Annotated in this window: 10 protein-coding genes; 6 read left to right on the top strand and 4 right to left on the bottom strand. The window is 46.1% G+C overall.

Going from position 1 to position 15533, the window contains the following annotated elements; genetic code table 11:
• Positions 1-222: 222 nt before the first annotated feature.
• Positions 223-1692 (bottom strand): glutamate synthase subunit beta, encoded by a 1470-nt coding sequence (locus tag ATB78_RS02750; RefSeq protein WP_061007754.1) that lies wholly within the window; start codon positions 1690-1692, stop codon positions 223-225.
• On the bottom strand, positions 1692-6242 hold the full coding sequence (gene gltB, locus ATB78_RS02745) for a glutamate synthase large subunit (RefSeq protein ID WP_005425388.1): 4551 nt from the start codon (positions 6240-6242) through the stop codon (positions 1692-1694). Before gltB ends, ATB78_RS02750 begins: the two co-directional genes overlap by 1 nt.
• Before the next feature lie 554 nt (positions 6243-6796).
• Between gltB and ATB78_RS02740 the strand changes: the two genes are divergently transcribed.
• The 4 genes from ATB78_RS02740 to ATB78_RS02725 all read left to right on the top strand — a co-directional run bounded on the left by ATB78_RS02740 (position 6797) and on the right by ATB78_RS02725 (position 12572).
• Positions 6797-7741 carry a TIGR01212 family radical SAM protein gene (locus tag ATB78_RS02740; RefSeq protein ID WP_005436190.1) on the top strand — a complete coding sequence of 315 codons (945 nt, stop codon included), beginning with the start codon at positions 6797-6799 and terminating at the stop codon, positions 7739-7741.
• A gap of 50 nt (positions 7742-7791) precedes the next feature.
• On the top strand, positions 7792-9537 hold the full coding sequence (locus ATB78_RS02735) for a diguanylate cyclase (RefSeq protein WP_061007753.1): 1746 nt from the start codon (positions 7792-7794) through the stop codon (positions 9535-9537).
• A gap of 223 nt (positions 9538-9760) precedes the next feature.
• Positions 9761-12121, top strand: a complete 2361-nt coding sequence (arcB, locus tag ATB78_RS02730) for an aerobic respiration two-component sensor histidine kinase ArcB (protein WP_005436192.1) — start codon at positions 9761-9763, stop codon at positions 12119-12121.
• Position 12122: 1 nt separating this feature from the next.
• Positions 12123-12572 carry a hypothetical protein gene (locus tag ATB78_RS02725; protein WP_061007752.1) on the top strand — a complete coding sequence of 150 codons (450 nt, stop codon included), beginning with the start codon at positions 12123-12125 and terminating at the stop codon, positions 12570-12572.
• 70 nt (positions 12573-12642) lie between these two features.
• Here ATB78_RS02725 and arcA read toward each other — a convergent pair whose 3' ends face one another.
• On the bottom strand, positions 12643-13359 hold the full coding sequence (gene arcA, locus ATB78_RS02720; RefSeq protein ID WP_005436194.1) for a two-component system response regulator ArcA: 717 nt from the start codon (positions 13357-13359) through the stop codon (positions 12643-12645).
• Positions 13360-13720: 361 nt separating this feature from the next.
• Here arcA and ATB78_RS02715 point away from each other — a divergent pair, with 361 nt between their 5' ends.
• On the top strand, positions 13721-14128 hold the full coding sequence (locus tag ATB78_RS02715) for a DUF3293 domain-containing protein (RefSeq protein ID WP_033005269.1): 408 nt from the start codon (positions 13721-13723) through the stop codon (positions 14126-14128).
• 55 nt (positions 14129-14183) lie between these two features.
• The gene (locus ATB78_RS02710) at positions 14184-14666 is read left to right on the top strand and encodes a putative 4-hydroxy-4-methyl-2-oxoglutarate aldolase (RefSeq protein WP_005436195.1); all 483 of its coding nucleotides are present in this window, start codon (positions 14184-14186) and stop codon (positions 14664-14666) included.
• Here ATB78_RS02710 and ATB78_RS02705 read toward each other — a convergent pair.
• The gene (locus tag ATB78_RS02705) at positions 14663-15133 is read right to left on the bottom strand and encodes a hypothetical protein (protein ID WP_061007751.1); all 471 of its coding nucleotides are present in this window, start codon (positions 15131-15133) and stop codon (positions 14663-14665) included. The two genes, ATB78_RS02710 and ATB78_RS02705, sit on opposite strands and share 4 nt — an antisense overlap.
• Between the last annotated feature and the right edge of the window lie 400 nt (positions 15134-15533).

Here is a 15533-nt window from a genome sequence, read left to right as displayed (position 1 = left end):
TACCATTTAATTGGCTGAAATAGTTCAAGAAAAACAGTGAGATAGAAAAGTGATTGTTACAAAAAAGTAACATTTGATTCTGGCGGGAATAAAAAAGACCAGCACAAAATGCTGGTCAAAATAAAAAGATTGGAAGGAACTGTTTTCTTTCCTGACAACCAGCCATCGATAGTACTGATGGCTGGGTTTATGCCTCGAAAAGAGGAAGTGAGCGCACTCCCTTTAAGCAGAAAGCATCAGTGAATCTGCTTTTGCTTCTAGGTTCGTGCCACCCATTAGGTAATCATCGATAGCACGGGCACATTCGCGGCCTTCATTGATACAACGAACCACCAAAGATTGGCCTGTTCGCATATCACCAGCAGCAAATACGCCTTCTTGGTTAGTAGCAAAATCTTGAGTTGCTACGTTACCGCGATCATCTAGCGCGATATCCAGTTGAGCAAGTACGCCTGTTGGTTCAGGGTGTAGGAAGCCCATCGCTAGAAATGCCATATCACATGGAACAACACGCTCGCTGCCTTCTACTTCTTTGAAGCTTGGACGCTCGCCTGGTTTCGCATCTTGCCAAACAATATCAGCTAAACGAAGGCCTGTAACTTCACCTTTGTCATTGCCGATGAACTCTTTGGTTAGGATATTCCAGTGACGATCAACACCTTCTTCATGAGACGTCGAAGTACGCAGGATCATCGGGTACTGTGGCCATGGCATATTAGCAGGGCGCTTCTCTGGTGGAATTGGCATGATTTCAACCTGAGTGATGCTTGCTGCACCGTGGCGGTTTGATGTACCTACACAGTCAGAACCCGTATCACCACCACCGATAACGACAACGTGTTTATCCGCGGCGTGAAGTTCTTCACCCTTAAGATCCATGTCGTTGGCACGGCGGTTGTTTTGACCTAGGAATTCCATCGCGAAGTGAACGCCTTTTAGTTCACGACCCGGAACTGGTAAATCACGAGGAACAGTTGAACCACCAGTCAGCAGAACCACATCGAATTCTTGACGCAGCTGCTGAGCATTCACATCAACACCAACATGTTGGTTAACTTTGAATTCAATACCCGCTTCTGCCATCAGGTTGATCTTACGATCAATCACGTCCATACCCAGTTTGAAATCTGGGATACCAAAACGCAGCAGACCGCCCACTTTCTCGTCTCGCTCGAATACCGTCACAGTATGGCCGGCGCTGTTTAGCTGCTCAGCAGCCGCAAGGCCAGCAGGGCCCGAACCGATGATCGCAACGGTTTTGCCAGTGCGAGAACGTGGTGTTTTTGGTTTGGCGTACCCTTCACGATACGCCGTTTCTACGATGGTTTTCTCGATATTACAGATAGTGATTGGGTCTTGGTTGATGCCAAGTACGCAAGCACTTTCACATGGAGCAGGGCAAACACGACCAGTGAACTCTGGGAAGTTATTGGTTGAGCTTAGAATGTTCCATGCTTCTTCCCAGCTATCACGATAAACCGCATCGTTAAACTCTGGGATGATGTTACCGATAGGGCAGCCGTTATGACAAAACGGCACACCACAATCCATACAACGAGAAGCCTGAGTATTGATCTTGTCACCAAACTCCTCGTTCAGAACGAACTCTTTGTTGTTCTTGATGCGTTCAGCTGGGTCGATCTTCTGTGGTAGTTCACGACCATGCTCTAAAAATCCAGTAGGCTTACCCATTATACGGCCTCCACTTGAGTTTCGTTTCCTTGAGACTGTGCTTCAGCTTTACGCTTTTGAAGAACCGCTTTGTAGTCACGCGGCATTACCTTAACCATAGAGGCTAGGCTTGCTTCAAAGTTGTCTAGGAAAGACTGAGCGACTTCACTTCCTGTGAATTGAACATGCTTAGTTAGCATGTCGAGTAATAGATCTCTGTCTTCTTGCTCGATTGGATCTAGGTCTACTAGCTCTGGGTTCAGTTTTGACTCAAAGTCGCCTGATTTATCCCATACGTACGCCACGCCGCCACTCATACCTGCGGCAAAGTTACGACCTGTTGAACCAAGGATAATTGCTGCACCGCCCGTCATGTATTCACAACCGTGGTCACCGACGCCTTCTACTACTACTTTCGCACCTGAGTTACGAACACAGAAACGTTCACCAGCCATACCGCGAATGAAAGACTCACCCGAAGTGGCACCGTAGAAACACACGTTACCCACCACGATGTTGTCTTCCGCGACAATGCTTGATTTTGCGTCTGGATAAAGTACTAAGGTACCGCCAGATAAGCCTTTACCCCAGTAGTCGTTCGCGTCGCCTTCTACTTCGAACTTCACGCCCTTAGCGAGGAATGCGCCGAATGACTGACCCGCAGAACCTTTGAACTTCACGTTCATTGGTTGAGGTAGACCCGCATCTTTGTACACTTTCGAGATTTCGTTCGACAACATGGTACCTGCAGAGCGGTCCGTGTTGACGATAGGGAACTCGGCATTCACCGCTTCGCCTTTCTCGAGTGCAGGAATAGCCGCTTGAATCAGCTTGCGGTCTAGCACTTCTTCTAGGTTGTGGTTCTGCTGAGCTTGGTTGAATACGCCGTCCGCTTCGCGTGGCTGTTCAACGTGTAGAACAGGAGATAGGTCTAGGTTCTTGTATTTCCAGTGAGAAACGTCTTGGCGAATCTTCAGTTTCTGACCTTGACCGACCATCTCATCGATAGTACGGAAACCAAGTTCAGCCATGATTTCACGTAGACCTTGTGCCATGTATTGGAAGAAGGTTACGACGTCTTCTACGCGGCCATCAAAGCGCTCGCGAAGCGTCTTGTTCTGAGTTGCGATACCAACAGGACAGGTATTCTTATGACACTTACGCATCATGATACAACCTTCAACCACCAATGCTGCGGTTGCCACGCCCCATTCTTCTGCACCAAGTAGTGTTGCCACTGCAAGGTCACGAGGTGTCTTCATCTGACCATCTGCTTGAACCACGATACGGTTACGTAGACCGTTCTTCAGTAGCGTTTGGTGCGTTTCTGCCAAACCAAGTTCCCAAGGAAGGCCGGTATGACGGATTGAAGACATTGGTGATGCACCAGTACCGCCGTCAAAACCTGCGATTAGTACAACGTCCGCTTTCGCTTTCGCTACACCAGAAGCGATCGTACCTACGCCTGCTTCCGATACCAGCTTCACGTTTACACGGCCCGCGCGGTTCGCGTTCTTCAAGTCGTAGATAAGCTGAGCCAAATCTTCGATTGAATAGATATCGTGGTGTGGTGGTGGCGAGATAAGGCCAACGCCCGGAGTCGAGTGACGTGTTGCACCGATCCAGTCATCTACTTTATCGCCTGGTAGCTGACCACCTTCACCTGGCTTCGCACCTTGAGCCATTTTGATTTGTAGCTCTTCAGCGTTAGTTAGGTAGTAAGAGGTTACGCCGAAACGACCTGAAGCCACCTGCTTGATTGCAGAGCGTTCCCAATCGCCGTTCTCTTTGCGCTCGAAACGCATTGGGTCTTCACCACCTTCACCAGAGTTCGATTTCGCGCCAAGACGGTTCATCGCAACAGCCAGTGTGGAGTGTGCTTCGTAAGAAATAGAACCGAATGACATAGCACCCGTCGCGAAGCGTTTCACGATGCTTTCAATTGGCTCGACTTCGTCGATAGAGATAGAACCTGCAGGGTTCTTAATGAACTCAAGTTGGCTACGCAGGGTTACCGCGTTGTCGCCTTGCTTATCTACTGCTGTTGCGTACTGCTTGAACTGATCGTAGTTCTTGTTGCGCGTAGACTCTTGCAGTAGAGAAATGGTTTCTGGGTTGAATAGGTGCTTCTCACCACGCTGTTTCCATTGGTAAACACCACCAACATCCAGCATTTGAATTGGGATTTCGCGTTGTGGGTAACCGATGCGGTGACGAATAAGTACTTCTTTGGCGATATCATCAAGGGTGAGACCTTGGATACGAGAAACCGTACCTGTGAAGTATTTGTCGACCACTGACTTGTGGATGCCCAACGCTTCGAAGATTTGTGCACCGTGGTACGACTGTAGCGTTGAGATACCCATCTTCGAGAAGATCTTCAGAAGACCGCCATTGATCGCTTTACGGTAGTTGTTGAACAGATCGCGAGGGTTCGCTTCTGGATCCAACTTCTTCGTACGTTGAAGTTCAATAATGGTTTCAATCACTAGGTAAGGGTTAACCGCATTCGCACCGTAACCAAGTAGTGTTGCAAAGTGGTGCGTTTCACGCGCGTCACCGGTTTCAACTACGATGTCACACTTCGCGCGTAGACCTTTACGGATCAAGTGGTGGTGCACTGCGCCAACTGCCAGCATTGCTGGGATCGCTGCGTGGTTTGAGTTCACTGCACGGTCAGTTAGTAGGATGATTGAGTAACCATCGATAACCGCGTCTTCTGCGTATTGGCAGATACGTTTTAGTGCTCGCTCAAGCTTGCCTTGATCTTCATTGGCTTGGAACACGATATCCAGCGTCTTCGCTTGTAGGTGCTCGTTATCGATCGCACGCAGTTTTTCAAGCTCTGAGTTCGCCAGAACAGGCGATTCTAATTCTACTTTCTGACAGTGAAGTGGTGTTTCAGTCAGAAGGTTTTGGTCTTTACCCAAGTAAGTGTTCAGCGACATAACCATACGCTCACGGATCGGGTCGATCGGTGGGTTAGTTACTTGTGCAAACAGCTGCTTGAAGTAGTTTGAAAGATGCTGAGATTGATGAGATAGAACCGCAAGAGGCCAGTCGGCACCCATTGCTGATAATGGCTCTTTTGCATCATTCGCCATTGGAACGATGATTTCGTTCACTTCTTCAGTGCTCACACCGAAAGCTTGCTGACGGTGTAGCAAACGTTCTGGAGAAGGTTGGCTGAACTGGTTGCTCGCATCTGGCAGCTTCTTCAAGCTCAGTAGGTTTTCTTCTACCCACTTCTCGTAAGGCTGCGCTGTTGCGATGGTGTCTTTCACTTCTTCATCAGAGATGATGCGACCTTGCTCTAGGTCTGCAACGAAGATACGACCTGGTTGTAGACGACCGCGGAACTCTACGTTCTCTGGCTCAATATCCACAACACCAGATTCAGATGCCATCACTAGGAAGTTATCTTTGGTCACTGTGTAGCGAGAAGGGCGCAGACCGTTACGGTCTAGTGTCGCACCAACTTGAACGCCATCAGTAAAACATACTGAAGCAGGACCATCCCATGGTTCCATGATGTTCGCGTGGTACTGGTAGAACGCGCGACGTTTAGGATCCATGTTTTTGTTTTCTTGCCATGCTTCCGGGATCATCATCATCAATGCATGTGGCAGGCTACGACCAGAAAGAACTAGGAGCTCAAGTGCCATGTCAAAGTTAGATGAATCCGAGCTGCCTTCCTGACAGATTGGAAGAAGCATGTCGATTTCAGCCTGAGTAAACAGGTCTGATTCTAGAATTGCTTCACGGGCTTTCATCCAGTTCAAGTTACCGCGAACTGTATTGATTTCACCGTTGTGGGCAATGTAACGGAAAGGCTGTGCAAGACGCCATTTCGGGAAGGTATTGGTAGAGAAACGAGAGTGTACAAGTGCTAGTGCAGTCACCATGGTCGGGTTTTGCAGATCAAGGAAGTACTGAGGTACTTGCTCGGTCGTTAACTGACCTTTGTACACCAATGTCTTGTAAGACATGGAGTTAATGTAGAAGTCGTCACCAATGTTCGAAACGCTTTCTAGGCAAACACGTACAGTGTAGTTACGAAGTACGTACAGTTTGCGCTCTAGCTCTTCAGGTGTGATGCCAGGGCCACCAGAGATAAACACATGCTCAAACTGAGGTTCTGTGCTTAGTGGGTCTGCACCGATCATCGAGTTATCGGTTGGCAATACACGGTAGCCGATAACTTCAAGATCTAGACGCTGTGCGTTACGTTCTAGAATGTCACGGCACTGTTCGCGTTTGTATTCGTCTTTTGGGAAAAGAACAACACCAACACCATACTTTTCAAACGAAGGCAATTTAATGCCTAACTTAACGGCTTCTTCTAATAGGAATTCATGAGGTTTTTGTAGCAAGATACCCGCACCGTCACCGCTGCATGGGTCACAACCTTGACCACCACGGTGTTCCATGCGAGCCAGCATATCCAATGCTTGAGTCACTACTTCATGAGATTTACGGTTTTTAAGGTGAGCAACAAAACCGATACCACAAGCGTCATGCTCCAGCTCCGGAGTGTACAGACCCTGTGAATTTTGCTCTCTATCTACCATAGATACATCCTTCCAGTTCAATGTCGACGCAAGAATCCCGGACAGATCTCGACTGCCTTAGGTGCGCTCTTTGCGTCTTGTCCTTTATATTTATGATTCGCCACTGGCCGAGGTTGACCAGTCTTGATTCCTTTCCGTATCTCGCAGGAAAAATTTTGCGAGAAAAACAATCCTTGGTGATATCCCTTTATTTATTGCCACAATTTAGTGACTTATATAGGTGGGAGCGGGGTATCGCCGACAATTCCCGCAGTTGATGTTGTAATAAAAGTCACAAAAACGACGGGGTTGTGTAAGTATCCTACAATTTTGTGACTTGAGAATGCAACGAAAAGTCGCTTTTGTGACCCAATTTTTTCGTTTAAATATTCACTTTTTGTTTAACATTTGCGCAACATTGCAGGTTTTAAGTTGGTTTTATGCAGTTTTATTGATTTCACACCGCTACCTGTTTGTTTGAATTGACTAGAATTATTTGTTTTTTCTTGCAGGGATGTAATTTAGTTACATTAGTCGTAGTGAGATTTATTACGGTTTACTATTGGTGAGAATCTATGCAGTTACATGAGTTGGTCAACACATTAGGCCAAGACCTTCAGCGTCGTTACGGCGAAAAAGTCCATAAGCTGACTTTACATGGTGGCTTTAGCTGCCCAAACCGCGACGGCACGATTGGCCGAGGTGGTTGTACATTCTGTAATGTAGCTTCGTTTGCTGACGAAGAAGTGCAGATCAAAAGCATCCACGATCAACTGAAAGATCGCGCGGGAGAGATCCATCGAGCGAAGAAATATCTGGCATATTTTCAGGCGTACACCAGTACCTATGCAGAAGTACAAGTCCTCAAAAACATGTACGAGGAAGCTCTGAAGGCTGCAGACATTGTTGGCCTTTGTGTGGGTACTCGTCCAGATTGCGTTCCTGATGCAGTATTGGATTTACTGTCTGACTATGTGAATCAAGGCTATGAGATTTGGCTAGAGCTCGGTCTTCAAACTGCCAACAATGACACCCTCAAGCGTATCAACCGTGGTCATGATTTTGAGTGCTATGCAGAAATCACCAAACGCGCTCGTGCTTTGGGTATTAAAGTTTGTACCCATCTGATCGTTGGTTTGCCGAAAGAAACTCGCGACGACAACATTGAAACGATGCGTAAAGTACTCGAAGTTGGCACCGATGGCATTAAGCTGCACGGTTTGCACATTGTCGAAGGTAGCACCATGGCAAAAGCATGGCGTGCCGGAAGGTTAGAAGCGCCAGAGTTAGAAACTTACGTCGCAACTGCCAGTGAATTGATCCGCATGACACCAAAAGAGGTGATCTACCACCGTGTTTCTTCTGCTGCGCGTCGTCCAACCTTATTATCGCCATTATGGTGTGAGAACCGCTGGTTGGCGATGACTGAAATTGGTCGTGCATTAGATAAAGATGGCGCACAAGGTAGCTTAACCGGCGATGCTTTCATCTATAGCAAGCCAGAATTAAAAGCGGAATGATCGATTAATAACTGTTATATTTCTTCCGATTTGCTTTAAAGGTCGGAAAAATGGATCAGTTACTCAATTGGCTCTGGGATGGGCAGGGCGACTACGGATTTGTGGTCCTGCTCTCTGTGGTATGCGTAATCGCCGTCACGCTGATCTATATACGCTTCCAGTCCGGCTTGAAACAGCTGGTTACTGACTCTCCTTATCCCGTACTAGTGATCGATGCTAGTCACGGACAGTTATTGCTTTCTAATGACTCAGCCATGCAATTACTTGGCATTCGTTCATTAGGTTCTGGCTTTCTTTATCCTGCTTCCTTTCATACTGAAGAACTGGTAACACTACTTGATAGCTTTTCTAGTCGACACTTCCGTCAGCAATTGTTCGGCTGGCGATTGTCCGAGACAGAGAGCATCAAAGTTGAGTTGTCGGGTCGAAAGAGTTTGCTTCGCGGTCACCGAGTTTGGATTGTGTATGCTCAGCCACATCAAGTGACTCATACTGAACAACAACAAGAGCTTGAACAACTTAGTATCGCTCGTTCTGCTATCGACTCTCTGTCTGAATTGATCTGTTTGCAAGATCAACAAGGTAAAGTATTAACGACTAACCGCGCATTTGATCTGTTTTGGGAAGGACGCAGAGAAGAGGCGTGTACGTCTAAAGCGCGCCCAATCGCGACTCGTAAAAGTGAACGCCGTTGGACAACCGATCCTCAGGGCCGAAGTTGTTTGCTTGAAGTGAACCAAAGCTCGTTGGTTTCGCAAGCTGGTGAGATGATCGGCACGCTATCCATCAGCCATGACGTGACGGAATGGCACAAGATGCAACAAAACCTTCGTGATGAAATGGAGCGTCGCAAAGACACCGAAGTAGCGTTGGCTCAGCGTGATACGATCTTACAAACGATTCTAGACGCCAGTCCTGATTCCATTGGTATCTTCAATGAGAACATGGTTTATCAAGCTTGTAATAAACCATTCGTTAATGCACTCGGGATTCCTGATGTGAGCGACCTTATTGGTAAGCGCCTACAAGACGTTATTCCTGAAGATATCTACATCCGCTTAGAAGCAAGTGATTTACAAGCCTTGAAGCAAACTCAGCCTATACGCTACATCGATAAAGTGAGCAGCAGTGATGGCTACTACACATGGTTTGATGTGGTGAAATCGCCATTCAAAGATAAAGCGTCCGGCACTAATGGTGTGCTGATCATGGCTCGTGATATCTCAGAGCGTTATCTTGCTGAGCAGAAGCTCGAAGAGGCGAACCTCGAGCTAGAGAAACTGAGCTTCTCTGACAGTCTTACCAAAGTGGCCAACCGTCGTCGTTTTGATGAGCAGCTTCATACCCTTTGGTATCACCACATTCGTGAGAAGTTACCACTGACAATCATGTTGTGTGATATCGATTTCTTCAAAGATTACAACGACTGTTATGGTCACCAACAAGGTGATGAAGCCCTCGTCAAAGTGGCTGCGGTATTCCAACAAGTGGTGAGTCGTTCCTCCGATTGTGTGGCTCGATACGGCGGAGAAGAGTTTGCATTTATCCTGCCAAATACAACCACTGAGGGGGCACATAAAGTCGCCCAGCGTATTCACGAGCAAATTCACGAGCTGGCAATTGAGCATGGTTGTTCGAGTGTTTCAAATCGACTGACGGTCAGTATTGGCTTCGTTTCTTATGTCCCTCATCACGGTGATGAACCTGAAATGGGTGTCGCCATGGCCGACAGCGCGCTTTATCAAGCGAAGGCAGATGGTCGAGATCGAACCCATCTTCACCCAAGTTCTTACTAACGCTTTGTGACCGCTTGCTCTAAGTTGAGAGCAGGCGGTTTAAATCACCGTATTAAACACGCTAAACTGCAACTACATAGTATGAGGCGTTGAAGAGCCCTGAAGCATCGCTATTTCATCTGTGTGTATTTCAAACATTTAAACCGTAGAGACTCCGTTTCTTTGCGGTTTTACTTTTCCAATCATCAGGGCTCGGTATCTAGCTTGTTCCATGGAGTAGTGAATGAAGCCCATGAAAAATCTCGCCCAGTATTACGTTGACCTTTTGGTTAAGCTGGGGATTGTCCGTTTCTCGATATTACTGGCACTTGCGCTGGTCGCCTTAGCTGTCGTGGTGCAAGTGGGTATTACCCTCGCGCTCAAAGGTAATGTCGATGACATCGATATCGTTCGTTCGGTATTCTTTGGTCTTCTCATCACGCCGTGGGCCGTTTACTTCTTATCAGTGGTTGTCGATCAACTGGAAGAGTCACGTCAAAGGTTGACGAAGCTTGTCTCCAAACTGAAAGACATGCGCTCGCGTGACCAAGAGTTGAACTTTCAACTGCAGCAGAACATTGAAAAGCTCAACCAAGAGATTGAAGAGCGTATTAAAGCGGAAGAAGCTCGCGAAGAAGCGATGCAAGATCTCGAGAATGAGGTGTTCCAACGTGAACGCACTCAGCTTGAGCTTGCCGAGCGTACGGCGCTGTTGCGTTCTTTTATTGATGCCTCTCCAGACCTTATTTACTACCGCAATGCCGATGGTGTTTTCTCTGGCTGTAACCGTGCGATGGAAGAGCTAACCGGTAAAAAAGAACATCAATTGGTGGGGTTAAGCCCGTGGGATGTCTACAGCAAAGAAGTGGCTGAACACATCGTCGATACCGACCAAAAAGTCTTTGCTGACAATCAAGCGATTACTTACGAGCAATGGCTCGAATACCCAGATGGACGTAAACATTACTTTGAACTGCGTAAGGTGCCGTTTTACAGCAAAGATGGCCGCCACCTTGGTCTAGTTGGCTTCGGTCGTGATATCACTGAGCGTAAACGCCATGAAGAGTCTCTAGAAAAAGCCAGCCGAGATAAAACCACATTTATTTCTACAATCAGTCATGAGCTTCGTACGCCATTAAACGGCATCGTTGGTCTGAGCCGTATGTTGCTTGATAGCCAACTGACGGACGAGCAGCGCAAGCACATGCAAACCATCAACGTCAGTGCCATTACTTTGGGCAACATCTTCAACGACATCATCGATATGGACAAATTCGACCGTCGTAAATTGGAACTGCTGCCTGCGCCATTGAACTTTGAAGACTTCGTCGCTGAGATCGAAAGCATCTCAGCATTGATGGCAGAGCAAAAAGGCCTGCGCTTTGACCTAGAGCGTTTAAGTTCATTGCCTAAAGCGATTGAAGTAGATGCTACACGTCTGCGTCAGGTCATTTGGAACCTTGTCAGCAACGCCATGAAGTTCACCAAAGAAGGTGGTGTGGTGATGACGGTGAGCGCCGATGTTGAAGAAGATTACGCGACCATCATTATGGAAGTGGAAGACACCGGTATTGGTATTCCAGACGAAGAGCTCGATAAGATCTTTGCGATGTACTACCAAGTGAAATCAGGCAAAGACAACTTACATGCGGTTGGTACAGGCATTGGTTTAGCGGTATCTAAGCAACTGATCAATATGATGGATGGCGACATTACGGTAGCAAGTGAAGAAGGCTTTGGTAGTACCTTTACTGTATCGATTCATGTACCTATCGTTGAGTTAGAAGAGCCAATTATCGATGCTAAGCGCGATAAAGTGCACCTCAACATCTTTATGGTCGAAGACATCGAACTTAACGTGACTGTTGCTAAGTCCTTACTTGAGAGCTTAGGTCACACCGTTACCGTAGCAATGACCGGTGAAGAAGCACTCGTGAACTTTGTGCCTGATGAATATGACTTAGCACTGCTAGACATCCAATTGCCAGACATGACGGGCTTCGATGTAGCTAAGTACTATCGTGAACACTACGACAACTTACCGCCGTTGGTGGCACTCACTGCGAATGTGATGAAAGATCGCCGTGAGTACCTAGATAACGGCATGGACGATGCCATCAGCAAGCCACTTGCGGTTCAAGCAATGCAAGCCGTGATTGATAAGTTCTTTGTTGAACGTATTGAGAGTGAGCAGGAAGTGGTTGCTGAACCTGAGGTAATTGAAGAAGTTGCCCCAACGCCATCACCTGTGCTCAATACGCATTTGCTCGATTTAGATATGCTCGAATCTTACGTGGATATCGTTGGAGTGAAGCCTGTTTACGATAGCATCAAGATGTTTGAAGACATGATGCCAGATTATATTGAAGTGCTTGATTCAAATATGACGGCCAAAGATCAAGATGGCATTGTCTCTGAAGCGCACAAAATCAAAGGTGCCGCAGGCTCAATTGGTCTTAAACACATTCAGAGCGTTGCACAGAAAGCGCAGTCTCCAGATATGCCCGCATGGTGGGAGAACATATCAGATTGGGTAGAAGAAATTAAAAACGAGTATCAAAACGATATACAAGTATTAAAAAGTTGGTTGGAACAGAGGAAATAACATGAAGAAATTTGCATCGGCAGCATTGGCAATTGCACTACTGGCAGGTTGTAGTTCTGCTCCTCAAGTGGATTGGCAAGAAGACAGTCAAATCACCATGAACAAGATGAATGTTGAGTTGAAAAGCAACTTATGGGTAAATCTGATGCCGACCATTGGTGAAGTTCAAGCGCAGAATGTGCATGGCGCATTGTACTTGAAGGCCGATAAAGAACTTCCAGCAAACTTGACCGTTGATTCGCTTATCGTTAAGCAGGGTGACTCTGAATGGGAAATCGATGGAGACTTGCTAGAGCTGCGCACGCACAGTGAGAATCAGTGGGAAGTGGCATTCGTATGGCAAATTGAAGCGGATATGGAAAAGCGCGTTGATTTAGCACTGCTGCTCGATGATGCAGGCAAGAAAGGTTGGTTAGTCGAGAAAGGCATTAAGATCGACAAAGTTTACTAACACCGCTAAACGGCAGATAGAAAAAGGGCTTGCTCATAGAGCAAGCCCTTATTGTTTATGCTGAGGCGGATTAGTCTTCTAGATCGCCACAGAAGCGGTAACCTTCACCGTGAATTGTCGCGATGATTTCAGGTGTACCTGATACAGATTCAAAGTGCTTACGAATACGACGAATCGTTACGTCTACAGTACGGTCGTGTGGCTTAAGCTCACGGCCAGTCATCTTCTTAAGAAGATCAGCACGAGTTTGAATCTTGCCTGGGTTCTCACAGAAGTGCAGCAGTGCACGGAACTCAGAGCGAGGTAGTTTGTAGCTATCACCAGCTGGGCTCACTAGAGAGCGGCTGTTGATGTCTAGAACCCAACCGTTGAATTCGTATTTTTCTACCGAGCGTTTCTCTTCTTGTACTGCGTTAGTGCTCATAGAGCGGCTTAGCAGGTTACGAGCACGGATAGTCAATTCACGTGGGTTGAATGGTTTAGTGATGTAGTCATCAGCACCGATTTCAAGACCTAGGATCTTGTCTACTTCATTGTCACGACCAGTTAGGAACATCAGAGCGATGTTCGCCTGTTCGCGAAGTTCACGTGCTAGAAGAAGACCATTCTTGCCTGGAAGATTAATGTCCATAATTACCAAGTTGATTGAATTTTCAGACAACACTTGGTGCATCTCTTCACCGTCACTGGCTTCAAAAACAGCGTATCCCTCTGCTTCAAAAATACTCTTAAGAGTGTTACGAGTTACTTGCTCATCTTCTACGATAAGAATCTGCGGGGTTTGCATTGGCGGTACCTAAATTTGTGACAAAATTGTGCTAATAGAATAAATTCTAGGCAAAAATATAACATACAGGTAATGTGATTTTGATAATAAATCAAGTTGATCAAAAAAACACTTCTTTCAGTTATCCGCCTTCCTTGGAATTTTGCCAACTCACCAGTATCCGATGGCGACGTTTATTCTATAGGGCTTGTTTACCTTTCGATTCCCTTTATTTACGGGGCCTGAAACGTAAACACCCTAAGATATGGAGCGGATTTTATATTGTTAACAGCATGCTAACAATGCTCAAATGTTAATTCCATTCACTTTGTTGATTTACATCAATTGATGAAATGTAACTGTTATTAATCGTTTAAGAGTTATGATAGAAAAAAGTAATACGAACATAGACGCATCGTTATGGAATGCTTATTCAGAATCTTTCTTCCGTTTTCATGCCGAATGGAAGGTTACCAGCTACGCAGTGATAACTGCTTGGAACCCTTACAGTAATTTACGGTCAAAAGAAGAGAATTGCATAAGTAATCATAAGCTCGAAAAACAATTAAACCACGTTAAATACGTGCCTGTCACGGTAGGCGATCAAGCTTTTGAATGGTTTGAGGAGAGTTACGCAGCGGAGCTCACTCCAAAAGCAGCGATAGCATTGGCGAATCAGTACCAGCAAAATGCCATCTATTACGTCATTGATGACGAACTTTACCTGATTGCTTGTGCTAACCCAGAGGTGATGCACAAGCTAGGAGCGATAACACTGCGGCTCGTATAAGAAGGATATTACTCACTTGAGCAACAGCTTGAGTGGGACAATTCACGGAGGAACTATGAGAGACATAACACCAGACATTTGTGACCAGTTTGAAGACCAAGTCACCTTGCTAAATTTACCGTTGCAGAACTTCGGTCAACGTACCGCTTTCCATGGCGAAATTGTGACTGTGCGCTGCTACCACGATAATTCAAAAGTGCGCGAAGTTCTCAGCGAAGACGGCACCGGAAAAGTGTTGATAGTGGATGGCCACGGCTCCTGCCAAAAAGCGCTGCTTGGCGACCAACTGGCAATTCTAGGGATTGAAAATGGCTGGGAAGGCATCATTGTTTACGGCGCAATTCGTGATGTGGCGCAGATGTCACAAATGGATATTGGTGTTCAAGCGTTAGGGACTTGTCCGTTTAAAACGGAGAAACGCGATGTGGGTGAAGTCAATGTCACCCTGACAATGCAGAACCAGATCGTCCAGCCTAAGCATTACGTGTATGCGGATTGGAATGGGGTGTTGATCTCGAAAGAGGCGTTGGATTTCTAGAAGCGGAAACCTAATCCAACTTCGAAGCCTTGTTGCCAATCTTGATAGTCGAGTGTGGCGTGAAGATCTAGATTTTCAGTGATTTTTACGCGGCTAGAGACTTCTGCAGCAAGGCTGCTTTCTTCTTCTCGGATGCCTTCTGTTGTTTCGCCTTTATAAGAACGAACCGTACTCTTCACCGTTACACGATCATTAAAGTGGTAGCTGATACCACTAAGAAGACCACTTTGGTTTTGAGTAGGTGAGTTATTAACGCGAGCACCCACATAAAGATCAACGGAATCAAACAACTCGTATGCGTAGCCGCCATCGATATTCCAAACATCAAAACTGTCGGCTTGGTAATTTTCACTAGAGATGAAAAGTTTGTGTGGAGACGAAGATGTTTTGCTCGGAAGAGGCGGAAGATCAGTCGCTAGACAAACGCTAGGCACGGCGAACAGTAACAGAAAAATCCATTTTTTCATGTTGACCACTCCTTGTGTCTAACTTTGTTATTAGTATGTGCTAAAAGCTTCTCACTATTAAAGCATAGAATATGAAAGCTAGCTCACTTATTTTCCTTTTAATTCGATCCTAGGAACATTGATCACAGTTAAGTGTTTGTTAATTAGCATCAGTAAAGATCGACACTTTGATCTTACGTGCAGCGTAGAGGATTAGATGAAAGATGGTTAGAAGGCTCGGTTTTAAGTTAGATGAGTTGGTTGTAGAAAAAAGTCATTTCTAGTGCCATCTTGGTAAATCATTGTAATTACATTGAAATATCAATGACATTGCGTAGCATAAATCTCTACAAGGCCGGAAAATAAACAATTTTTTGTTGACTCTGTTTACGAAACTCGGTAAACGTAGAGTTAAGCAAAC

Source organism: Vibrio sp. CUB2 (assembly GCF_001557945.1).
Lineage (GTDB): Bacteria > Pseudomonadota > Gammaproteobacteria > Enterobacterales > Vibrionaceae > Vibrio > Vibrio owensii.
This window is presented reverse-complemented; position numbering and strand designations above follow the sequence as displayed.